Below are 21,587 nucleotides of genomic sequence, written 5' to 3' on the forward strand. Positions count from 1 at the left end.
CGATGATCGTTCGGCCGCGCGAGCACTGGCTGCGGATGCTGCTCGTCTGGAACGGGTCGGTACTGCCGACCATCCTGCCGCAGCTCGCGCTGACGCTCGCGATCAGCTTGGTCGCGGTATGGGGCGGCGGCCGCCTGCTCGGCGAGAAGGTGCCGCTGAACCCGACGCCGTTCACGCTGCTCGAACTGAACCCCGAACTGCTGCCGGCCGAAGTGACGCCGAGCCCCGCGTATCGGCTCACCTGACGGGCCGACGCTGCCGTCGCGCGGCGCACGCTCGGCCGGCCTGGCCGCCGTAATAAAGACTTGCAATCGATACAGCCGGAAACGTCAACAGCCGGGGGGCGCACAGCGTTTTTTCGACAAGCGCGCACGTTTCGTGACGCGCAACGACAGGAGAAAACGTCATGCGAGCCCTTACCCGCCATCTCACGATCGCCGCCACCCTGATGTCGGTACTGACCGGCACCGCGTTCGCCGAAACGCCGTGGCAGCAAGCGCATCCGCGCCGCGAGGAGGTCAACCAGCGCCTCGCCAACCAGAATCGCCGGATCCGTCACGAAGTGAAGGAAGGCGAGATGTCGCACGCCCAGGCCGCGCGCCTGCATCGTGACGACCGAAAAATCCGCCAGGAAGAGCGGGACATGGCCGCGCAGGATCACGGCCACATTACGCAGAGCGAAAAGCACGTGCTGAACCAGCAGGAAAACGCGGTCAGCCACAAGATCGGCCAGTAACGCCGGCAAGCGTCGATTCGCCATCGCTTGAAACGCCCGCTGCCGCCGTGCGGCAGCGGGTGCTTGTTGTATCGAATCGTTTCAGCCGGCCGTTCGCGTCAAGTGCCGCAGGTATACTTCGACGTCAGCCGCCACCCGCATCGACCGTCAAGAACGGCACGATTCCGGCGGTTTCGTCGCGAAGCTCCGCGTTTCGCGTACCCCGCGCCCAAGCCTCGACACGAGACACACGACGATCCCGATCATGAAACGATTCCTGTTGCTCCTTCCCGCCGCCCTGCTCGCCGCCTGCGGCTCGGCGCCCTCGTCCGATTCGGCCGCGTCCGGCTCGGCACCGATGATCTACGTATCGTCCGCGCGCCCGGCCTACGCGATCGCGAACTGCCTCGACAGCCGCCTGTCCGGCACCGCGCAGTCGCAGCACAACGGCGTGACCGACATCACCGTCGGGTCGCGCTCGTATTTCGTCACGCTCACGCCGTCGGGCAACGGGTCGGTCGTCAAGGTCGTGCGCGGCTCGGGCAGCGAGCCGGCCGAGGAAGCGATGCGCTTCGCGATCGCGCGCTGCGTGATCTGACCGCCGCCGGCGCCGGGCGCCCCGCCCGGCCCGCCAGCCACGTCACCCGGGCGCCGTCATGCGCGTCCGTCGAATTTTTTCATCCGGGCCGCCGTCGATGAGAGAATCGCACCACGATTCCCTTTCACGGAGCCCGCATGAAGCACCTGCTGTCCCGGCTGTTCGTCAGCGCCGCGCTCGCCGCACTTGTTCCGGCGCTGCCGGCGCAAGCCGCGACGCCGCCCGGCATCTTCGTCGTCGCCACCCAGCTCGGCGAATTCACGACCCTCGATCCGAGCGAAATCTACGAGCTCGTGCCGTCCGAGTACGTCGCGAACACCTACGAACGGCTCGTGCGGGTCGACCTGAAGGACCCGACGCGCTTCGACGGGCAGATCGCGCAATCCTGGTCGGTCGGCGCCGACGGCGTCTCTTACACGTTCAAGCTGCGCCCCGGTCTCACGTTCCACTCCGGCAACCCCGTCACCGCCGACGACGTGGCGTGGTCGCTGCAGCGCACCATCCTGCTCGACAAGGGCCCGGCCGGCGTGCTCGCCGATCTCGGCCTCACGAAGGCGAACGTGATGCAGAAGGTGCGCGCGGTCGACCCGCAGACCTTCGTGCTCGAAACCGACCGCAAGTACGCGCCGAGCTTCGTGCTCAACGTGCTGAGCGCATGTCCGGCGTCGGTGCTCGACAAGAAGCTGCTGATGTCGCACCAGCAGGGCAACGATTTCGGCAGCGCCTGGCTGAAGACCAACGACGCGGGCTCGGGCCCGTACCAGCTCGTCAAGTGGACGCCGAACGAGAGCATCGTGCTGCAGCGTTTCGACAAGTACCGCGCGCCGTATCCGATGAAACGCGTCGTGCTGCGCCATGTGCCCGACGCATCCGCACAGCGGTTGCTGCTGGAAAACGGCGACGTCGACGCCGCGCGCAACCTGAGCCCCGACAGCCTCGCCTCGCTGACCAAGACCGGCAAGATCAAGGTCGCGTCGTGGCCGGTGTCGGCGCTGCTGTACCTGAGCCTGAATACGAAGAACCCGAATCTCGCGAAACCCGACGTGCAACAGGCGATGAAGTGGCTGGTCGACTACGACGGCATCCAGCGCAACATCGTCAGCACGACATACAAAGTGCACGAGACCTTCCTGCCCGAAGGCTTCCTCGGCACGCTGAATTCGAACCCGTACAAGCTCAACGTCGCGAAGGCGAAGGCGCTGCTCGCGAAGGCCGGCTTGCCGAACGGATTCGACGTGACGATGGACATGCCGAACGATTATCCGTACCTCGAGATCGCACAGGCACTGCAGGCGAACTTCGCGCAGGGCGGCATCCGCGTGAAGCTGATCCCGGGCGATGCGAAGCAGGCGATCGGCAAGTACCGCGCGCGCCAGCACGACATCTTCATCGGCGAATGGTCGCCCGACTACATGGACCCGAACAGCAACGCGCGCGGCTTCGCCTGGAATCCTGACAATTCCGACCAGTCGAAGACGAAGATGCTCGCATGGCGCAACAGCTGGGACATCCCGCAACTGACGAAGGACACCGAGGCCGCGCTCGTCGAGCCGTCGCCCGCGAAGCGCGCGCAGCGTTACGAGGCGCTGCAGAAGGCAGTGCTCGCGAACTCGCCGTTCGTCATCATGTTCGAGAAGGTCGTGCAGGTCGCGACGCGCCCCGGCACGACCGGGCCGGAGATCGGGCCGATCAACGATCTCGTGTCGTACCGGACGCTGGCAAAATAAGGCCGACTGCCCGCGCGGCCGGCGACACCGGCGCGCGGGTGCATCCATCATCCAACATGCTTCGCTCGGGGACCACGCAATGCGCTCATTACAAGAACTGCGCCTGGAATTTCTCCAGTACAAGATCGAACCGATCGGCTGGCTCGGCGACAGCCCGTCGCGCTTCGACTTCTACACCCGCACGGCGGAAGGATGCGACAGCATCGTCGAGCTGGGCGTATTCACCGGCCTGACCACGACGGCCTTCATGCTCGCGCAGCCGAAGCGGCTGGTGTCGGTCGACATCACCGATCAGTATTTCCACATCCAGGATGAGCTGAAGCACGCGGCGAATGAACTGGCGATCGACTTCGAATTCAGGATCGCCGACGATCTCGCGATGGAGCCGCTTGCATCCGACCTGCTGTTCATCGACACCACGCACACGTACGAGCAGACGCTCGCCGAATTGAACCGGTTCGGCCCGCTCGCGCGCAAGAAGATCGTGCTGCACGACATGAACACGTCGGGCGTCTACCAGGCCGTATTCCAATGGCTGTGGGACAACAAGCAGTTTCGCATCACGTATCACGACAGCCGCGGCTGCGGCGCGGTCGTTTGCGAGCGTCACGTCGGCTATTGAGCCGCGCACGCGCTACGGGAGGCACCATGCATTCGAACGGGCACGCGGTCTGCGTGGCGATCAACGACAACAACCGCGCGTGGTACGAGATGCTCGTGCCGTTCCTGCTGTCGCTGCGGCACACGGGTTACGACGGACAGGTGGCCGTCATCGGCTACGGGCTGTCCGAGCACAAGCGGCGCATCCTGGAAAGCCAGTCGGTCGACGTGATCGAAGCGTCTAGCGCGTATGCGCTCCCGGTCGGCCGCTTCATCGAGGCCGCCGGCTATTGCGCGCGCAATCCGCACATCACGAAACTCGCGCTGTACGACGCGGACATCTGGTTCTGCGCGCCCTCCTTCGGCCTGTTCTCCCGGATCGCCGACGATCGCCTGTATGCGTGCCCCGACCCGCTGTTCTGCACGTTCGTGGTCACGCCGCTGATCGGTGAGCGGCGCGACGCGCATTGGCGCCTCGTCGTCGACGAGGTGCAGACGCGCCACGGCGGAGCGCTGCAGGCCGGGCTCGTCGCCGGCACGGCCACCGCGTGGGCGCGCTTCGCGGCGCACCTGCGCGACTGCGTCGCCCGCATCGGCACCGACTTCCAGGAATGCTTCGGGATCGACACGACGTTCCTGCACCTGTGGGGCGCACGCGGCGAAACCGCGTTGCTCGACCCGGTCCAGAACTTCGTCAGCAAGAACGGCATTCACGAATCGTTCGACGCGAGCAACGGCACCACGACGCTGCGCTATCAGGGCGAACCGATCCGAGCGCTGCACATGACCGGCGACATCCGCTTCTTCGACCGCTGGCGCTACTACGCGAACCACGTCGACGACGCATTGCGCGACGGCGTGCCGTTCGCGCTGTCGGACGGCACGCCGTCGCCATCCGACACGGCCGCCGCCAGCATCGCCGCGACCGGGTTCGTGCGTTCGGCCGGGCTGACCGTCACTTCCGCCGCGGTCGAGCGCAGCGCGGGCGCGTACCTGCAGGCGATCGACGAACCGGGCGGCACGATGCTCGTCGGCAGCGCGAACCACGAGATCGTGTTGACCGCGACCCGCGACATCGCGCGACTGAACGTGTACATCACGCATCCGTCCGGCACGCCGTCGCCGCTGCGATGCGAGGTGCTGATCAATGGACACGCGCAGCGCAAGGGCACCGAACTGATGACGCATTTCTGGTATCAGATCGCGGCCGGCACCGTCATCACGCTGCGCTCGACGAGCCTCGGCGGCCAGCAGTGCAATGCGATCTGGCGGCTGCGCGAGACGTCGGACATGCAGCAGTAGTCGACGGGCAACGCGCCGAACGCGCGCGTGCCCGGCTTCAAGTGCGCGGCATTTCGTCGAGGCGCTGCGCGGCGCAGCGCCCCGGCAAATCATCTCTGTCAGGCATGAACGCGAAATATGCGTGACAGGAGCAATTTCTCCGTTGCCCGTTGCGATCCTGTCGTTGGGCGCGCACGCCCGCCCCTATCGCCTTCTGCGAAACGATAGTTTTTATTCGCTGGCGCCAATGATTTTGGCTTTGTTAGATAGATGTCATCGAATCACCAAATGACAACGATCTAACAGTCCGATGACCAGCGCATTCGCCCATACCGTCGAATCCCGCTTTGCCGAGCTGACGCCGACCGCGAAGCGTATCGCGAGCTACATGCTCGCGAACCTCGATCGGCTCGGCCTCGAAACCGCCGACCAGATCGCGCAGCAGACCGGCACCAGCGGCATTTCGGTCGGGCGATTCCTGCGCAGCGTCGGCTACCGGAATCTCGACGACCTGAAACGCGAACTGCGTGGCGGCAGCGATCGCCCATGGATGATCACCGACCGCCTCGACGAGTACCGCCGCGCCGCCGCCACGCAAACGACCGCCGGCGAACGCGACAGCGATCGCAGCAGCGGCACACTCGCGTCGTCGCTCGACCGCGAGCTCGACGCGATCCGCCACGTGTACCGGCTCGCCGAAGAACCGGTGTTCGCGCAGGTCGCGGACCGGATCGCGCATGCCGATGCCGTATTCATCCTCGGCATCCAGTCGACCCGCGGCATCAGCAATGCGTTCAGCAGCTATCTCGAATACCTGCGCCCGCGCGTGTTCTATTCCGACGGCCAGTCGGGCTCGTACGTCGACTCGCTGAATTCCGAGTTCGAACGGCCGTACTGCATCGTCACCGACACGCGCGCGTATTCGCGCAGCGCGCGCCGCTATTGCCAGGCCGCCGCCGAACGCGGCCAGCCGTTCGCGCTGGTCACCGATCTGTATTGCCCGTGGGCGCGCGAATGGCCGGCCGACCTGCTGCAGGTGAAGACCGACGTCGGCCAGTTCTGGGATTCGCTCGCGCCGCTCACCTGCCTGTTCAACCTGCTGATCACCGCCGTCGTCGACCGCCTCGGTCCCGCGGTCGACCGGCGCGTCGCGCGCAACCGCGAACTGCAGCGCACGTTCGACCAATTCGAATCCTGAGTCAACCGGACCACCGATGAACCATCACCGCCTCGTCGAAATCACGCCCGCCACGCATCGCATCGAGATCGATCTCGTCTACGCGACCGAGCGCAACCTGACCGGCAAGCCGATCTACCGCAACGCGCACTGTCTGCTGCTCGAGCCGGCCGAAGCCGCGCTGCGCCGCGCGGTCGACGTCGCCGCGCAGGCCGGCTTCACGCTGCGCATCTACGACGCGTACCGGCCGCCGGAGGCGCAGCAGGTGCTGTGGGATTTCCTGCCGGATCCGAACTTCGTCGCCGATCTCGGCCGCGGATCGAACCACAGCCGCGGCACCGCGCTGGACCTGACGCTCGTCGGCGCGAACGGCGAGCCGCTCGACATGGGCACCGGCTTCGACGAGATGGTGGCCGCGTCGGGCCACTTTCACGCGGGGTTGCCCGAGCACGTGCAATGCAACCGGCTGCTGCTGCTCGGCGTGATGCACGCGGCCGGCTTCGCGCACATCGACAGCGAGTGGTGGCACTACGAGCTGCCCGGTTCGCACGCGCTGCCGCAGATCGACAACGCGGCGAGCGGCCCGTGGCGCCTGATGTAACGATGCCGCACGCCCCCCTTTTTCATGCAGGTTCACGTTCAACGACTCAAACGACAGATGGAGAAGCGCCCATGAAATTCCCGACCTCCCGGCTCGTCGCGGCGCTGGCCGCCGCGTCCCTGTTCGCCGCCGTTCCGCTTTCCACCGCCCATGCGGAAACGCCGAAGGACATGTTCGTGATGGCCACGCTGCTCGACGAATTCACGACGCTCGATCCGGGCGAAATCTACGAGCTGGTGCCGGAGGAATTCGTCGCGAACACGTACGACCGCCTCGTGCGCGTCGACCTGCGCGATCCGTCGAAATTCAACGGCAACGTCGCGCAGTCGTGGACGGTGAGCCCCGACGGGCTGACCTACACGTTCAAGCTGCGCTCGGGCCTCAAGTTCCACTCGGGCAACCCGCTGACGGCCGACGACGTCGCGTGGTCGATCCAGCGCACGGTGCTGCTCGACAAGGGCCCGGCCGCGGTGCTGACCGGCATCGGGCTCACGAAGGCCAACGTCGCGGCGAACGTGAAGAAGCTCGACGACCAGACGGTGTCGATCACGACCGATCATAAGTACGCGCCGACCTTCGTGCTCAACGTGCTCGGCTCGTGGCCCGCGTCGGTGCTCGACAAGAAATTGCTGCTGTCGCACCAGCAGGGCAACGACTTCGGCAACGCGTGGTTGAAGACCAACGAGGCCGGCTCCGGCGCGTACAAGCTCGTCAAGTGGTCGCCCAGCGACAGCATCGTGCTGCAGCGCTTCGACGGCTACCGGCTGCCGCTCGCGATGAAGCGCATCGTGCTGCGCCACGTGCCCGAAGCGGCGAGCCAGCGGCTGCTGCTGGAAAACGGCGACGTCGACGCGGCGCGCGACCTGAGCCCGGACGATCTCGCGTCGGTCGTGAAGTCGGGCAAGGCGAAAGTCATGGCCTCGCCGCAGGCGACGCTGCTGTATCTCGGCCTGAACACGAAGAACCCGACGCTCGCGAAGCCCGACGTGCAGGAAGCGCTGAAGTGGCTGGTCGACTATGCGGGCCTCCAGGCCAACGTCGTGAAGACGACCTACAAGGTGCATCAGACCTTCCTGCCGGAAGGCTTCCTCGGCACGCTGAATTCGAACCCGTACAAGCTCGACGTCGCGAAGGCGAAGGCGCTGCTCGCGAAGGCCGGCGTGCCGAACGGCTTCTCGGTGACGATGGACGTGCGCAACGACTATCCGTACACGGAGATCGCGCAGGCCGTGCAGGCGAACTTCGCGCAGGCGGGCATCAAGGTGCAGCTGATCCCCGGCGACAACAAGCAGACGCTCGCGAAATACCGCGCGCGCCAGCACGACATCTACATCGGCGAATGGTCGGCCGACTACATCGACCCGCACAGCAACGCGCAGGGTTTCGCATGGAACCCCGACAACTCCGACAAGTCGAGCTACAAGATGCTGGCCTGGCGCAACAGCTGGGACATTCCTCAACTGACGAAGGAAACCGACGCCGCGCTCGCCGAGCCGACCGCCGCGCAACGCGCGCAGCGGTACCAGGCGATGCAGAAGGCGATGCTCGCGCGCTCGCCGTTCGTGATCATGTTCGAGAAGGTTGCGCAGGTCGCGACGCGGCCCGGCGTGAGCGGACTCGAAGTCGGGCCGATCAACGACCTCGTGTCGTACCGTAACCTGAAGAAGCAATAAGGTTCGCCGCATGTCGACTCCCGCCTCCTCCCTTGAAGCACTGCGCACGCTGCCCGCGCGGCGCCCGGCCGTACGCTGGGTGCTACGCGTGCTGCGCTGGGCGCTCACGCTCGCCATCACGTTCGCGGGGCTGCTCGCGCTGACGTTCGTGATCGGCCGCAAGGTGCCGATCGATCCCGTGCTCGCGATCCTCGGCGATCGCGCGTCGGCCGAAGCCTACGCGGCCGAACGCATCGCGCTCGGCCTCGACAAGCCGCTCGTCACGCAGTTCCTGATCTACGCGCGCGACGTGCTGCACGGCAATCTCGGCATGTCGCTGCTGACGTCGAACCCCGTGCTCGACGACATCAGGCGCGTGTTCCCCGCCACGCTCGAACTCGCGACGATCGCGACGTTGATCGGTATCGCAATCGGCGTGCCGCTCGGCGTCGCGGCCGCGGTGAAGCACAACCGGCCGATCGACCACATCGCCCGCTTCGTCGGCCTGATCGGCAATTCGGTGCCGGTATTCTGGCTCGGGCTGATGGGGCTGCTGCTGTTCTATGCGCGGCTGCACTGGGTCGGCGGCCCCGGCCGGCTCGATCCCGTGTACGACGGCATGGTCGACCCGCGCACGGGCAGCCTGCTGCTCGACGCGGCGCTTGCCGGCGAGTGGGACGTGTTCCGCAACGCGGTGTCGCACATCGCGTTGCCGGCCACGATCCTCGGCTACTACTCGGTCGCGTACCTGAGCCGGATGACGCGCTCGTTCATGCTCGACCAGCTGAGCCAGGAATACATCGTCACCGCGCGCGCGAAGGGCTTGTCCGAGCGGCGCGTGATCTGGCGGCATGCGTTCGGCAACATCGCGGTGCCGCTGCTCACCGTGATCGCGCTCACGTACAGCAACCTGCTCGAAGGCTCGGTGCTGACCGAGATCGTGTTCGCGTGGCCGGGGCTCGGCTCGTACCTGACCGGCGCGCTCCTGAACGCCGACATGAACGCCGTGCTCGGCGCGACGCTCGTGATCGGCGTGATGTTCATCACCGTCAACCTGCTGACCGACGCGCTGTACCGTGTGTTCGATCCGCGTGCACGCTGAGGACCGCTTCGACATGACCGTTTCCATCCCGCTTCCTTCACCGACCATGCCGAAGGCCACCCGACCATGAATGCCGAACCTCTCACGCTGCGCGCGTGGCTGCTTTCCGATGCGCCCGCGTCGCGCTCGCAGGCCGCGTTCGGCCTCGCCTACCGCCGCTGGCGCCGTTTCGCGGGCAATCCGCTCAACCTGTTCGGGCTCGCGATCCTGGTGACGCTGATCGTCGTCGCGATCGTCGGCCCGCTGATCATGCCGCACGATCCGCTGCGCCAGGTGCTGTCCGACCGGCTGCTGCCGCCCGGCTCCGCATCGCACTGGCTCGGCACCGACCAGCTCGGCCGCGACATCCTTTCGCGGATGATCGCGGGCGCTCGCCTCACGCTCGGCATCGCGCTGCTCGTCGTCGTGATCGTCGTGCCGATCGGCCTCGCGATCGGCACGACGGCCGGCTATTGCGGCGGCTTCGTCGACAGCGTGCTGATGCGCATCACCGACATCGCGCTCGCGTTCCCGAAGATCGTGCTCGCGCTCGCATTCGCGGCCGCGCTCGGGCCCGGCGTGATCAACGCCGTCGTCGCGATCTCGATCACCGCGTGGCCCGCGTATGCGCGGCTCGCGCGCGCGGAGACGATCCGCATCGCGCAGGCCGACTTCATCCACGCCGCGCGGCTGCAAGGCGCGTCGGGCCCGCGGATCCTGCTGCGCTACATCATGCCGCTGTGCATGTCGTCGGTGATCGTGCGCGCGACGCTCGACATGGCCGGCATCATCCTGACCGTCGCGGGCCTCGGCTTTCTCGGCCTCGGCGCGCAGCCGCCGAGCCCCGAGTGGGGCTTCATGGTCGCGTCGGGCCGCAACGTGCTGCTCGACGCGTGGTGGGTCGCGACGCTGCCCGGCATCGCCATCCTGCTCGTGAGCCTCGCGTTCAACCTGCTCGGCGACGGGCTGCGCGACGTCTTCGATCCCCGCCATGGAGCATGACATGCCGATGAATTCCACCACCACCGCGCCCGCACCGCTCTGCGAGATCGACGGCCTGAAAATCGGCTTTCGCGGACACGACGGCGTCGTCACCGACGCGGTGCGCGACCTGTCGCTGACGCTCGCGCCCGGCGAACGGCTCGGCATCGTCGGCGAATCGGGCTCCGGCAAGTCGCTGACGGGCCGCGCGCTGCTCGGCCTGCTGCCCGAAGCCGCGCGCTGGTCGGCCCGCACGATGCGCTTCGCGGGCCAGGACCTGCTCGCGATGTCCGCGAGCGAGCGCCGACGCCTGTGCGGCAGCCAGATGGGGATGATCCTGCAGGATCCGAAGTATTCGCTGAACCCGGTGATGACCGTCGCGAAGCAGATGGGCGAAGCGTTCCGGCGGCACGAGCCGGGCTTGCGCGGCCGCGCGCTGCGCGAGCGGATCGTCGACGCGCTCGCGGCCGTGCAGATCCGCGACCCGGCGCGCGTCGCCGATGCGTATCCGCACGAGCTGTCGGGCGGCATGGGCCAGCGCGTGATGATCGCGATGATGGTGTCGACGGGCCCGCGCCTGCTGATCGCCGACGAGCCGACCTCCGCGCTCGACGTCGCGGTGTCGATGCAGGTGCTCGCGGTGCTCGACGCGATGATCGCGCGGCACAACACGGGCCTGATGTTCGTCAGCCACGACCTGCCGCTCGTGATGTCGTTCTGCGATCGCGTCGCGGTGATGTATGCGGGGCGCGTGGTCGAAACCTGCGCCGCGCGCGACCTGCGCGATGCGACGCACCCCTACACGCGCGGGCTGCTCGCGGCGAACCCGCCGCTCGCGAACCCGCCCGACGAACTGCCGGTGCTGCGGCGCGATCCGGCGTGGCTCGACGCCGCTGCGCCCGCGCCGACCTATCCCATACCGCAGGAGGCCGCACGATGATCGACGTCGATCACGTATCGATCCGTTTCCCGACCCGCACGGGTCATGTCGACGCCGTGCGCGATGCCAGCTTCGCGGTACGCGACGGCGAGGTGTTCGGGCTCGTCGGCGAATCGGGCTCCGGCAAGTCGACGCTGCTGCGCGCGCTGACCGGCCTCGTGCCGCTCGCGGGCGGCAGCCTGTCGATCGACGGACGGCCCGTCGGCGGCACGCCCGACCGCGCATTTCGCCGCCACGTGCAGATGGTGTTCCAGGATCCGTACGCATCGCTGCATCCGCGCTTCACGGTCGACCAGACGCTGCGCGAGCCGCTGTCGATCCACGCGATCGACGACGCCGACGCGCGCATCGCCCGCGCGCTGTCCGAAGTCGGGCTCGGCCCGTCGTTCCGCTTCCGCTATCCGCACCAGCTGTCGGGCGGCCAGCGCCAGCGTGTCGCGATCGCGCGCGCGCTGATCGTCGAGCCGCGCGTGCTGCTGCTCGACGAGCCGACGTCCGCGCTCGACGTGTCGGTGCAGGCCGAAATCCTGAACCTGCTGCGCCGCCTGCATCGCGAACGCAACCTGACGATGATCCTCGTGAGCCACAACCTCGCGGTGATCGGCTTCCTGTGCCAGCGCGTCGCGGTGATGCAGCATGGCGAGATCGTCGAACAGCTGCGGATCGAGGACGTGCGCACCGGACAGGTCACACGCGACTACACGCGCACGCTGCTGCGCGCGACCGAAGGCTACCGCCGCCTCGATCCGGTCGTCTGACATGAGTGCGACGCGCGGGCGTGCGATACTCGGCACCCCGTGCGTCGGTGCGCCAGTGCACCGGCGCGCCCGCCGAATGGAACCCTCGCGCGCCGCGCGGGTCCATTTCCTTTCGTCAACAGCTCAACAGCTATAGGGAGGCGTTCATGCTGCAATTCATCGAAACCCTGGTGGTCGGGCTCATCGTCGGCCTCCTCGCCCGTGCGCTCAAGCCCGGCGACGACAAAATGGGCATCCTGATGACCATCGTGCTCGGCGTCGTCGGCTCGCTCGTCGCGGGCTACGTCGGCCGCGCTGCCGGCTGGTATGCGCCGGGCCAGGGCGCCGGCTGGATCGCGTCGATCATCGGCGCGATCGTGCTGCTCGTGATCGTCGGCGCGGTGCGCAAGCGCGCGGGCTGACCGCCGCATCGCCCGCGTCGATGCAGAACGGCCGCTCGTCACACGAGCGGCCGTTTTTCTTTCTGCACCCTGCAATTCGCACCCTCGTCGAATCGTTGAGTTCTCAACGATTCACCCGCACAACCGCTGTCCGTTGACCGGATTGCCGCGACCTTACGCCATCGGCAATACCCTGACTTGCCGCCGCACAAATTTGAGATAAATTGATTGGAGGAATACGGCGTCATTTGCTCGTTGCCGATATTTCCCGTTCTTTCATTCAAGAGGTCCAATGGAATTGCCGTTTACGCATACAGCATCGCAGCGTTGACGGACTGCCATTCGAGCGGCCCCGCTGCGACGCGCTTCCTCTCTGGAGCCTGTCATGAAGCATCGCCTGTTTGCCGCCTCGTTTGCCCTGGCTGCCTCGCTTCTGGCGTCGTCCTCGTCTTTTGCCGCCGGCGCGTCCGGCATCATCCACTTCACCGGCATGATCGTCGAGCCGCCGTGCTCGTTCGTACTCGACACGGCCGACGCCGCGCACGCGCACGTGCGCCCCGACTGCCCGCGCCCGGCGAGCGGGCGAGTCGCGTTCGTCGACGCGGCCAGCCTGCGCACGATCAGGACCACGACCTTTACGCAGGCCTCCCGCGCAATCGTTTTACCTGAGCGTGCGGGCAACGCGCATGCGCCGATGATCGCCGTCGTGACGTACCAGTAGCGCCTGCTGCCGGAGACGCCGTGCGTCAGTCGCGATGGCAGGCGATCCAGTCGCTGAACGCGCGGATCTTCTGCTGGCTGCCGATGCTCTCCGGATAGACGAAGAAATAGCGGGCGCCGGTCTCGAGCACGATGTCGAACGGCCGTTCGAGCCGGCGCGCTGCGACGTCGTCGTCGACGAGCGTCACGTCGCCGATCGCGACGCCGAAGCCCTGCATCGCCGCGTTCGTCGCGAGATCGAGCGTGTCGAAGGTCGGCCCGCGCTCCGCGTCGACGGCGCGCTCGCCCGCGTGATCGAGCCACGCGCGCCAGTCGCGGTGGTCACGCGTCGGATGCAGCAGCGTATGGTGCGCGAGATCGCCGACCGCATCGAGCGGCACGGCCTGCCGCAGTTCGGGCGCGCACACCGGCGTCAAGCGCTCGTCGAACAGCGGCAGCGCGAACACGCCGGCGCCCGGCGACGTACCGTAGACGACCGCCGCATCGAACGGCTCGGTCGAAAAATCGACGACGTGCTGCCACGCGGTCGTGATCTGCACGTGGAGCTCGGGATGCTCGCCCTGGAAGCGCATGATGCGCGGCAGCATCCAGCGCATCACGCAAGTCGGCACCTTCAGCGCGAGATCGGTGCGCTGCCGCGTGAGCTTCATCGAGATGTCCTCGATCCGCGCGAAGCTCTCGTTGACCACCGGCAGCAATTGCTCGCCCTCCGCCGTCAGCGTGAGGCCCTTCGCGTGCCGCTTGAACAGCGGGAAGCCGTAATGCGCCTCGAGTGTCTGGATCTGCCGGCTTACCGCGCCCTGCGTGAGGCACAGCTGCTCGGCCGCGCGCGTGAAGCTGCGGTGGCGGGCCACTGTCGAGAAGATCTGCAGCGCGTGCAGGGGTGGAAGTCGGCGCATGACGAAGGGGTAGACGGATCGATCGCACCCAACGACGGCGCGGCAAGACCGCGCGCCGACACCGGCGCGCGCTGATCGACACGATAAGCCAAACGCCGGCTTTACGCGAGGTGCACCGGACGTTCAGGCCGTGGCGGCGAGCGCGCCCGTCGCGATGCGCGCCGCCGACGCGACGACGTCCGCACGTGCCGCCGCGTCGGCACGTGGCTGCGTGAACGACACGGCCAACACGATCGGCGCGCGCGACGGCGGCCACAGCACCGCGACGTCGGTCGTCGTGCCGTAGCCGCCGGTGCCGGTTTTGTCAGCGATGCGCCAGCCCGGCGGCACGCCGGCCGCGATTCCGGTCGCGCCGCGCGCGCCGCCGGTCATCCATTCCGTGAGCTGCGCACGCTGCGGCTCGCGCAGCGTGTCGCCGAGCAGCAACCGCTGCAGCGTGTCGACCATCGCGACCGGTGTCGACGTATCGCGCTCGTCGCGCGGCGCCGCCTGGTTCAGTTCGGGTTCCCAGCGGTCGAGCCGGAACGCGGTGTCGCCGCTTTCGTGCGCGAACGATGTGACGGCCTGCGGACCGCCGAGCACGCCCATCAGCAGGTTCCCCGCGCCCTTGTCGCCCGACTGCAGCATCGCCGTGCAAAGCTGCGCGATCGTCATCCCCGTGTCGACGTGGCTTTCCGTCACCGGCGAGCCGGCCACGACTTCATAGCGGCGATACAGGATGCGGCGCGGCAGCAGCGACGCGTCGAGCGAGCCGCGCGCGAGTATCGCGGCGGCGGCGACGACCGCATAGGTGCCGCACAGCGGGAAGCGCTCGCGCGCGTGATGCGCGATGCGCGTGCCGCTCGACGTATCGAGTGCGGCGACGCCGAGCCGGCCGTTCGACGCTTTTTCGAGCGCGGCGAGTTCGGCCTGGGCGGCATGTGCGCGGCCCTGGTCGGCGACGGGTGCCGACGAGCACGCGGCGACGAACGGCGCGGCGACGGCGGCGAGCAACAGCGAGCGGCGTGTCGGAGAGTGTTCCATGGATGAAGGGTGTTCTGTCGGAAACGGTGGCACGGAGCAACGCACGTGCGCATCGACGATGCACACGCATTCACGCCGACGGCCGGCTCGCGACGGCATACGCCGCACATCCCCGAAGACGTCCGTCGGCCCCGCATGCGGCAAGCCGCACATGAACAGGCCCTAGCGTAGCAGCGAGCGCGGCCGCGTTCCAGCGGCGCGGCCTGCATCAGCCTTGCGACGAAGGCAGGTACGGCATCGGATTGACGGGCTTGCCGTCGCGCCGCACCTCGAACAGCAGCGCGACACGCGAGTTGTCGAGGTCGCCCATCTCGGCGATCTCGTCGCCCCGGCGCACGATGTCGCCGGTCTTCACGAGCAGCTTGCGGTTGTGCGCATAGGCCGTGAGGAAATCCGCGTTGTGCTGGACGATGATCAGCGTGCCGTAATCGTTCAGGCCGCTACCCGCATACATCACGCGGCCGTCGGCCGCCGCGCGAACCGGGTCGCCCGGCCGGCCGGCGATCTGGATGCCGCGGTTCTGCCCCGGCCGGAACGCGTCGACGATCTGGCCGCGCGCGGGCCACGTGAGCGCCACCGCACCCGCGTGCTGCCGGGTTTCCTTCACGACCTGCCGGTCGCTCGCCGTCGACGCGCTCGCCTGCGCGGCGCCCGCCGCATTGCTCGCGGCGGCCGATGCGCTGCCATTCGCGCCCGGTGCCTGTAACGGCTGCAACGGCTGCAACGGCTGCTGGCGAACGATGCGGAGCACCTGTCCCATGCGCAGCCTGCCGCGCCCCGCGAGCTTGTTCCAGGTGCGCAGGTCGGCGACGCTGCAGCCGTTCGCGGACGCGATGCCCGACAGCGTGTCGCCGCGTTTCACCACGTACTTCTGCGCGACGAAAATGGGGGCGGGCGTGGCCGCCTGTGCGGCGGCGGGTTGCCCCGACGGCGATCCCGCCAGCGTGTCGCTCGGCGGGACGGACTGCGTGCCGGCACAACCGGCCATGACGAGCACCGCCGCCAAGCCGGACAGCCACGCCGACTTGCGGCAAATCTCGCGCTGTTTCATGGACGATCGACTCCGGTTTGACAATCTTTCAAGCATCTCAAAAACGGAACGGCCGACGTGTAACCGGATGCAAACAATCATGACAAACGATCACGAACCGGGCGCCGGCGGACACTCGTTACCGGTAATACGGTCGATTTCGGGAAAACTTGACGGTTTCTGGCGCGCGATGCGGAAGAAATTTCGCGATGCGCCGAAATTTCGAATGGCTTTCAATATCCTTATGACCGCATCGGACAATCGATGCGGCTGCGATGGGCGCCCGCTCAGCGCAGCCAGTCGACCAGCTCCGCGCAGGCCCACGCGAGCCCGATGCACAGGAACAGCAGGTGCAACGCGATCTTGAACGACACACCCCACGACGAATCGACCCGCATGACAGTCTCCCCCGGTTGATATGCGGCCATCATCCGGCATCGATCCCGCCCCGAAAATGCGGAACCGGCGAACGAGGTCTCAGGCCCAGCCTGAGACCGGCGCGGCGGTTCCTGCTAACTTATCGGCCATATCCATCCTCACGCGCCCTCACCCCGCCATGCGATTCGACCTGACCGACCTGCGGCTCTTCCTGAACATCTGCGAGGCCGGCACGATCACGGGCGGCGCCGAGCGCACGCACATCACGCTGCAGGCAGCAAGCGAGCGCATTCGCGGGATGGAGGACGAACTCGGCGTGCCACTGCTGCACCGGAGCAAGTCCGGCGCGCAGGTGACCGACGCCGGCCTCGCGCTCGAGCATCACGCGCGCACGGTGCTGCAGCAGATCGACCACATGCGCGGCGAACTGCAGCAATACGGCCAGGGGCTGCGCGGGCATATCCGCCTGCTCTGCAACACGGCGTCGCTGAGCGAATACCTGCCCGACGCGCTCGCCGCGTATCTGCCGCATCATCCGAAACTGTCGATCAGCGTCGAGGAGCGCTCGAGCCAGGAAATCGTGCACGCGATCCGCAACAAGACGGCCGAGGTCGGCATCGTCGCCGATTCGGTCGGGCTCGGCGGGCTCGAGCAGAAGCCATTCCGCGAGGATTGGCTGATCGCGGTCGTGCCGGCCGGGCATCCGCTCGCCGCGCGCGACAAGGTCGCGTTCGACGAGATCGCCGACGCGGATTTCATCGGGCTGACCGACGGCAGCGCGCTGCAGGTCCATCTCGGGGAGCAGGCGCGTGCGCTCGGCAAGCGGATCCGCTACCGTGTGCAGCTGAAGAGTTTCGATGCGATCTGCCGCGTGATCGAAAGCGGCGTGGGGATCGGCATCGTGTCGCGCCATGCGGCCGAGCGCGCGATGCAGACGATGGACGTGCGGCTCGTCGAGCTGTCCGACGCGTGGAGCCACCGCAAGCTGACGCTCTGCGCACGATCGTTCGATGCACTGCCCAAATATACGCAGGCGTTCGTGTCGTATCTGTCGGGCGAAACGGCATCGCGCTGAACGCCCGCGCCGTCCGCAACCGCCGGGCGATACACGAGGAGGCACCGCCGTCATGACGACACCTGATCTCGCCACGCACTACCGCGCCTACATCGACTGCCTGAACCGCCAGGACTGGCCGGCGCTCGGCCAGTACGTCGCCGACAACGTGATCCACAACGACCGGCCGCTCGGCCTGGCCGGCTACCGCGCGATGCTGGAGCAGGATTTCCGCGACATTCCGGATCTCCGATTCGAGATCCGGCTGCTGGTGTGCGAACCGCCGCGCGTCGCATGCCGGCTTCGCTTCGCGTGTGCGCCGAAAGGGACGTTCATGGGGCTCGCCGTCGACGGCACGCGCGTCACGTTCGCCGAGAACGTCATCTACGAATTTCACGACGGCAAGATCCGGCAGGTCTGGTCGGTGATAGACAAGGCGGCGATCGAAGCGCAGCTCTAGCATCGCCGCGGGGCGGCCGCCGGACAGGATCGACAGCCGATATCCGGCTTGATTCGGTTCTTAAGGGTAACGTTTTCCATCATATCTCGTCGGAAGCGCGCCACACGCGCACCTTTCCAACGCTGCCGTCTCTGCCGATATGTCATCGCTGCGCCGCAGCGAAAACAATAACAAATCGCAGAAATTCCTGCACTAACACTCCACACTCACCACATCTTCTGTTTCGGCCATCCGGGTTTTCACCGGCGTCTCCAGCGTGAAAGCGCATTGACATCGAAGCAATCGATGCCTAAATTTGGAAAACGTTTTCCCTCACCTTCAGCGCGGCGCCTCCGTGGCCCGCGCAGGGAGAACGCTTGCCTGCTCGAGTTGCGATTCAAGCCTTCATCACTATTCGAAAACCTGGAGACACGATACATATGCGCAGCAGATTCGCGCTCGGCGCCGCGCTCAGCGCCTTTTCCGTCCTGTTCGTCAGCGCATGCGGCGGCAACGACGTGACCGCCCCGCCACCCTCGTCGCCCCCGCCGTCGACACCGGCGCTCGCGCCGAACTCGTTGCAGGCGCTCGTCTACGGCGCACCCGACACCAGCGTGCCGGCGGGCACGAGCATTCCGGTCACGATGATGGGCCAGATGCGCGCGCTGTTCGACCTGATCCGGAAGTCGCCCGACTTCACGCAGGTCGTCATGGATCTCGGCGACGGTTCGCCGGTTCACGTGCTCGACACGAACACCGGCGACAAATTCCTTCCCGGCAAGCTCGCGCTCGGCCTGTCGTACGTCCTGATCGACATGAAGTCGAAGGGCGACCCGCAATACGCGAGCTATCTCGCGACGTACCAGACGATCACGACCGCGATGATGGCGCAGTCGGGCAGCGACTATACGTATGCCAATACGTCATGGGGCGAGTACTACTACCTCGTCGCGCTGAACAACCTGAAGGCGCACGGCATGCTCAACGAGGTCTTCAGCGACGCGATGCTCGCGACGCTGCAGCAACGGCTCACCTTCTGCGACATGTTCGGCCCCGATGCAAGCGGCAAGACCAGCACCTGCCCGGCCGCCGGCACGCCGATCGACATCGCATCGCTCAACACCGCGCAGAATTACTATGCGGTGTCCTACGGAATTGCCGGCCTGCGGCAGAAACTCGGCTGGAGCAATCCGTCGTTCTCGTCGGCGACCGATCCGGCCGTCGCGACGATGGGCGCGCGCGATGCGCTGCTCTATACGTTGACGAACCACATCCGCAAGGATTCGTCGGGCGGGTTCTCCGACGAAGCGTCGAACACGCACACGACCTATTACGACCAGGCGCGCTACGACCGCTACAGCACGCTGCTGATCGGCGAAGTGACCGAGCGCACATTCGAGATGGGCAACGAGGCGAACCTCACGCCGGAACTGAAGGGCTATCTGCGCAAGTCGGTCGACCTGATCCTGCCGCAGCTGAACGCCGACGGCCAGGGCTTCGACTACGGCCGTTCGATCGGCCCGTACGGCGATTCCGCGTTCATGGAGATCCTGACGGCAGCGGCCAATGCGGGCGTGCTGACCGATCAGGAAAAGCAGATTGCGTACGCGTTCATCTACCGGGCCGCGCGTCGCTTCGACACGTACTGGTACGACCCGTCGCTGCCGACGCCGTCGGTGAACATGTGGGTCAAGGGTCGCGGCACGGACGCCTATCGCGGCAAGCCGCGCGTGATGGGCGAGAATTTCAGCCTGCTGCACCAGTACCTTTACGTGAACGCGTGGTGGAACAAGCTCGGCTTCGGCGGCAAGGCGCCGATGGACGATGCGGCCTACGATGCGTGGCTCGACGCTCTGCCGCGCTACACGCTCACCTGGTACAACCAGCCCGGCGATACCGCGCATCCGTACAACGCGGCACTGCTCACCGTGCGCGACGGCCGCCGCGTGATCAACCTGAATCTCAGCCAGGCGCCCGACTACAACTCGTTCACGCCGTACTACCCGGTGCCGTTCTCCGACAAGCTGATCTACGGGACGACCGATCAGGGCTATGCACTGCTGGTGCCGCAGGTGTCGTACAACGGGAAGACCTACGTTCCCGTCACGTATTACAAGAACCTCAACGTGCAGCAGGCCAACGGGCAGGTGGTCGTGTCGTTCGACACGGCGAAGTTCCGTCTCGCATCGAAGAACGCGGCGTACACGACGGATCTCGACCTGCAGGTGCATACCGTGCTGACGTTCGCGCACGGCACGATCTCGCGCAGCGACACGCTTGCTTCGGGCACGCTCGCCGGCAACCTGTCGGTCGAGACGGACTTCGCGTCGTTCGCGGACTTCGCGTCCACGCAAGCAAACGGCGACGGCACGTCGGTGACGTACGCGAACAGCGCCGCGACCGGCTATGCGGCGTCCGGGTTCGACACCTGCGGGTTGTCCGCCTTCGACACGGTCAACGGCGCGACGAACCCGCTGTCGACGACGCCGATCGGCCAGCTGCACTCGAACTTCGCGTGCAAGACCGCGCCGTTCGCGCTCGGTGCGGGCGTCACCCGCACGTTCGGGTGGACGCTGAAGTACGCCGATCCGGCCTGAGCGGCATGGCCACCGCTCCGTGAGTGTCCTCGAAGCCGGCGCTCGAAACCGGCTTCGGGGCATTCACGCCCGGCGCGCATGGCGCGTGTCGGCGATGCGCGCTCACGGCCACACCGAAGCGGCCATGTAGCCGCCGAGCGCGGTCATCCCGACGAAGAAGCAGCGCTTGAAGGCCCTCTCGCTCATCACGCGCCGCGCATATTGCCCGCCGATCATCCCCGCGAGTGCCGGCACGAGCGCCAGCGCCGATACGCCGAGATCGACCGTCTGCAGCGCGCCCGTCACGCGCAACTGCAGCCCGAGCGCGATCGTCGACGCGGTAAACGAGAGCCCAAGCGCCTGGATCAGGTCGTCCTTCGACAGCCGCAGCGCCTGCAGGTACGGCACGGCCGGCACGACGAATACGCCGGTCGCGGCCGTCACGACGCCCGTCAGATAGCCGATCGCCGCCGACAGCCACTTTTCGTGTCGGCCCGGCGCGGGCAATCGCGCGGCGGCGAGCCCCCAGCAGCCGTACGCGACCAGCACGACGCCAAGTGCCGCGTGGGTCCACGCACTGCCGCCCGCGAGCGCGGGCAGCCCGCCCGTCAACGTGCCGATCGTCAGCCCGGCGAGCAGCGGCCACAGACGCCGCAGCAACGGCCCGAACGACGGGCCGAGCCACAGCTGCCACACATTGGTGATGAACGACGGCACGAGCAGCAGGCTCGCGGCGGCCGACGGCGGCATCGCGAGCGTCAGCAGCCCCATCGCGATCGTCGGCAGCCCGAGGCCGATCATGCCCTTGACCGCACCGGCCAGCAGAAAGACCAGCACGATGATCGTCAGCGTATGGGTTTGCATGGAGGCCGTTCCGTCCGGTTGAAGACGGCGCCGATGATGAACCACCGTCACGCCGCCGGCCATCTGGCTTTGCCTGAGGCTGGCTCGGGCCCACCCGGCGGGCCGCGTCGCGT

21 protein-coding genes and 1 pseudogene are annotated in these 21,587 nt (G+C 67.0%); 18 read left to right on the forward strand and 4 right to left on the reverse strand.

Annotation, left to right across the window (positions count from 1 at the left end; translation table 11 throughout):
- Positions 1–2: 2 nt before the first annotated feature.
- From WS75_RS26240 to WS75_RS26310, 15 genes and pseudogenes are all read left to right on the forward strand, one after another.
- Positions 3–188 (forward strand): annotated as a pseudogene (locus tag WS75_RS26240) (hypothetical protein); the annotation flags it as partial.
- Positions 189–406: 218 nt separating this feature from the next.
- Positions 407–736, forward strand: a complete 330-nt coding sequence (locus tag WS75_RS26245) for a hypothetical protein (protein ID WP_059684758.1) — start codon at positions 407–409, stop codon at positions 734–736.
- 244 nt (positions 737–980) lie between these two features.
- On the forward strand, positions 981–1,313 hold the full coding sequence (locus WS75_RS26250) for a hypothetical protein (protein WP_059684762.1): 333 nt from the start codon (positions 981–983) through the stop codon (positions 1,311–1,313).
- 137 nt (positions 1,314–1,450) lie between these two features.
- Positions 1,451–3,040: an ABC transporter substrate-binding protein gene (locus WS75_RS26255; RefSeq protein ID WP_059684763.1), complete on the forward strand. Its 1,590-nt coding sequence runs from the start codon at positions 1,451–1,453 to the stop codon at positions 3,038–3,040.
- A 79-nt stretch (positions 3,041–3,119) separates the two neighbouring features.
- Positions 3,120–3,662, forward strand: coding sequence for a class I SAM-dependent methyltransferase (locus WS75_RS26260; protein ID WP_059684765.1), 543 nt, complete (start codon positions 3,120–3,122; stop codon positions 3,660–3,662).
- A gap of 26 nt (positions 3,663–3,688) precedes the next feature.
- On the forward strand, positions 3,689–4,942 hold the full coding sequence (locus WS75_RS26265) for a hypothetical protein (protein WP_059684767.1): 1,254 nt from the start codon (positions 3,689–3,691) through the stop codon (positions 4,940–4,942).
- 289 nt (positions 4,943–5,231) lie between these two features.
- The gene (gene sapR, locus WS75_RS26270) at positions 5,232–6,119 is read left to right on the forward strand and encodes a sap1 transcriptional regulator SapR (RefSeq protein WP_059684769.1); all 888 of its coding nucleotides are present in this window, start codon (positions 5,232–5,234) and stop codon (positions 6,117–6,119) included.
- Positions 6,120–6,135: 16 nt separating this feature from the next.
- On the forward strand, positions 6,136–6,699 hold the full coding sequence (gene ddpX / locus WS75_RS26275) for a D-alanyl-D-alanine dipeptidase (protein ID WP_059684772.1): 564 nt from the start codon (positions 6,136–6,138) through the stop codon (positions 6,697–6,699).
- 71 nt (positions 6,700–6,770) lie between these two features.
- A complete protein-coding gene (locus tag WS75_RS26280) occupies positions 6,771–8,372 on the forward strand; it encodes an ABC transporter substrate-binding protein (RefSeq protein WP_059684774.1) in 1,602 nt (533 codons plus the stop codon).
- A 10-nt stretch (positions 8,373–8,382) separates the two neighbouring features.
- Positions 8,383–9,453 (forward strand): ABC transporter permease, encoded by a 1,071-nt coding sequence (locus WS75_RS26285; protein WP_059684777.1) that lies wholly within the window; start codon positions 8,383–8,385, stop codon positions 9,451–9,453.
- 66 nt (positions 9,454–9,519) lie between these two features.
- Positions 9,520–10,434 carry a nickel transporter permease gene (nikC, locus tag WS75_RS26290; protein ID WP_059684780.1) on the forward strand — a complete coding sequence of 305 codons (915 nt, stop codon included), beginning with the start codon at positions 9,520–9,522 and terminating at the stop codon, positions 10,432–10,434.
- Position 10,435: 1 nt separating this feature from the next.
- On the forward strand, positions 10,436–11,353 hold the full coding sequence (locus WS75_RS26295; protein ID WP_059684783.1) for an ABC transporter ATP-binding protein: 918 nt from the start codon (positions 10,436–10,438) through the stop codon (positions 11,351–11,353).
- Entirely contained in the window at positions 11,350–12,111 is a 762-nt protein-coding gene (locus WS75_RS26300) for an ABC transporter ATP-binding protein (RefSeq protein ID WP_059684786.1), read from the forward strand. Before WS75_RS26295 ends, WS75_RS26300 begins: the two co-directional genes overlap by 4 nt.
- A gap of 146 nt (positions 12,112–12,257) precedes the next feature.
- Positions 12,258–12,512 (forward strand): GlsB/YeaQ/YmgE family stress response membrane protein, encoded by a 255-nt coding sequence (locus WS75_RS26305; protein ID WP_034204657.1) that lies wholly within the window; start codon positions 12,258–12,260, stop codon positions 12,510–12,512.
- 364 nt (positions 12,513–12,876) lie between these two features.
- On the forward strand, positions 12,877–13,212 hold the full coding sequence (locus WS75_RS26310) for a hypothetical protein (protein WP_059684788.1): 336 nt from the start codon (positions 12,877–12,879) through the stop codon (positions 13,210–13,212).
- 25 nt (positions 13,213–13,237) lie between these two features.
- On the opposite strand, the gene WS75_RS26315 is transcribed toward WS75_RS26310, so the two are convergent.
- The 3 genes from WS75_RS26315 to WS75_RS26325 all read right to left on the reverse strand — a co-directional run bounded on the left by WS75_RS26315 (position 13,238) and on the right by WS75_RS26325 (position 16,184).
- The gene (locus WS75_RS26315; protein ID WP_059684791.1) at positions 13,238–14,110 is read right to left on the reverse strand and encodes a LysR substrate-binding domain-containing protein; all 873 of its coding nucleotides are present in this window, start codon (positions 14,108–14,110) and stop codon (positions 13,238–13,240) included.
- 123 nt (positions 14,111–14,233) lie between these two features.
- Complete coding sequence (bla, locus tag WS75_RS26320; RefSeq protein ID WP_059684794.1) at positions 14,234–15,133, reverse strand: class A beta-lactamase; 900 nt, start codon at positions 15,131–15,133, stop codon at positions 14,234–14,236.
- Between the two features lie 208 nt (positions 15,134–15,341).
- On the reverse strand, positions 15,342–16,184 hold the full coding sequence (locus WS75_RS26325) for a peptidoglycan DD-metalloendopeptidase family protein (RefSeq protein ID WP_059684796.1): 843 nt from the start codon (positions 16,182–16,184) through the stop codon (positions 15,342–15,344).
- 535 nt (positions 16,185–16,719) lie between these two features.
- Between WS75_RS26325 and WS75_RS26330 the strand changes: the two genes are divergently transcribed.
- From WS75_RS26330 to WS75_RS26340, 3 genes are all read left to right on the forward strand, one after another.
- Entirely contained in the window at positions 16,720–17,616 is an 897-nt protein-coding gene (locus tag WS75_RS26330; RefSeq protein WP_059684799.1) for a LysR substrate-binding domain-containing protein, read from the forward strand.
- A gap of 52 nt (positions 17,617–17,668) precedes the next feature.
- Positions 17,669–18,055: an ester cyclase gene (locus WS75_RS26335; protein WP_059684802.1), complete on the forward strand. Its 387-nt coding sequence runs from the start codon at positions 17,669–17,671 to the stop codon at positions 18,053–18,055.
- 413 nt (positions 18,056–18,468) lie between these two features.
- Positions 18,469–20,631 carry a hypothetical protein gene (locus WS75_RS26340; protein ID WP_059684865.1) on the forward strand — a complete coding sequence of 721 codons (2,163 nt, stop codon included), beginning with the start codon at positions 18,469–18,471 and terminating at the stop codon, positions 20,629–20,631.
- Between the two features lie 102 nt (positions 20,632–20,733).
- Here WS75_RS26340 and WS75_RS26345 read toward each other — a convergent pair whose 3' ends face one another.
- On the reverse strand, positions 20,734–21,474 hold the full coding sequence (locus WS75_RS26345; RefSeq protein WP_059684804.1) for a sulfite exporter TauE/SafE family protein: 741 nt from the start codon (positions 21,472–21,474) through the stop codon (positions 20,734–20,736).
- Positions 21,475–21,587: the final 113 nt, after the last annotated feature.

The organism is Burkholderia sp. FL-7-2-10-S1-D7 (assembly GCF_001524185.1).
Taxonomy (GTDB): domain Bacteria; phylum Pseudomonadota; class Gammaproteobacteria; order Burkholderiales; family Burkholderiaceae; genus Burkholderia; species Burkholderia diffusa.

Bases quoted from the DNA above. Each gene is read 5' to 3' on its own strand.
- WS75_RS26265 (WP_059684767.1), top strand. From the start codon at position 3,689: ATGCATTCGAACGGGCACGCGGTCTGCGTGGCGATCAACGACAACAAC.
- ddpX (WP_059684772.1), top strand. From the start codon at position 6,136: ATGAACCATCACCGCCTCGTCGAAATCACGCCCGCCACGCATCGCATC.
- WS75_RS26335 (WP_059684802.1), top strand. From the start codon at position 17,669: ATGACGACACCTGATCTCGCCACGCACTACCGCGCCTACATCGACTGC.
- WS75_RS26280 (WP_059684774.1), top strand. From the start codon at position 6,771: ATGAAATTCCCGACCTCCCGGCTCGTCGCGGCGCTGGCCGCCGCGTCC.
- WS75_RS26260 (WP_059684765.1), top strand. From the start codon at position 3,120: ATGCGCTCATTACAAGAACTGCGCCTGGAATTTCTCCAGTACAAGATC.
- WS75_RS26330 (WP_059684799.1), top strand. From the start codon at position 16,720: ATGCGATTCGACCTGACCGACCTGCGGCTCTTCCTGAACATCTGCGAG.
- WS75_RS26315 (WP_059684791.1), bottom strand. From the start codon at position 14,110: ATGCGCCGACTTCCACCCCTGCACGCGCTGCAGATCTTCTCGACAGTG.
- WS75_RS26305 (WP_034204657.1), top strand. From the start codon at position 12,258: ATGCTGCAATTCATCGAAACCCTGGTGGTCGGGCTCATCGTCGGCCTC.
- WS75_RS26295 (WP_059684783.1), top strand. From the start codon at position 10,436: ATGCCGATGAATTCCACCACCACCGCGCCCGCACCGCTCTGCGAGATC.
- WS75_RS26325 (WP_059684796.1), bottom strand. From the start codon at position 16,184: ATGAAACAGCGCGAGATTTGCCGCAAGTCGGCGTGGCTGTCCGGCTTG.
- WS75_RS26300 (WP_059684786.1), top strand. From the start codon at position 11,350: ATGATCGACGTCGATCACGTATCGATCCGTTTCCCGACCCGCACGGGT.
- sapR (WP_059684769.1), top strand. From the start codon at position 5,232: ATGACCAGCGCATTCGCCCATACCGTCGAATCCCGCTTTGCCGAGCTG.
- nikC (WP_059684780.1), top strand. From the start codon at position 9,520: ATGAATGCCGAACCTCTCACGCTGCGCGCGTGGCTGCTTTCCGATGCG.
- WS75_RS26255 (WP_059684763.1), top strand. From the start codon at position 1,451: ATGAAGCACCTGCTGTCCCGGCTGTTCGTCAGCGCCGCGCTCGCCGCA.
- WS75_RS26250 (WP_059684762.1), top strand. From the start codon at position 981: ATGAAACGATTCCTGTTGCTCCTTCCCGCCGCCCTGCTCGCCGCCTGC.
- WS75_RS26285 (WP_059684777.1), top strand. From the start codon at position 8,383: ATGTCGACTCCCGCCTCCTCCCTTGAAGCACTGCGCACGCTGCCCGCG.
- WS75_RS26345 (WP_059684804.1), bottom strand. From the start codon at position 21,474: ATGCAAACCCATACGCTGACGATCATCGTGCTGGTCTTTCTGCTGGCC.
- bla (WP_059684794.1), bottom strand. From the start codon at position 15,133: ATGGAACACTCTCCGACACGCCGCTCGCTGTTGCTCGCCGCCGTCGCC.
- WS75_RS26245 (WP_059684758.1), top strand. From the start codon at position 407: ATGCGAGCCCTTACCCGCCATCTCACGATCGCCGCCACCCTGATGTCG.
- WS75_RS26310 (WP_059684788.1), top strand. From the start codon at position 12,877: ATGAAGCATCGCCTGTTTGCCGCCTCGTTTGCCCTGGCTGCCTCGCTT.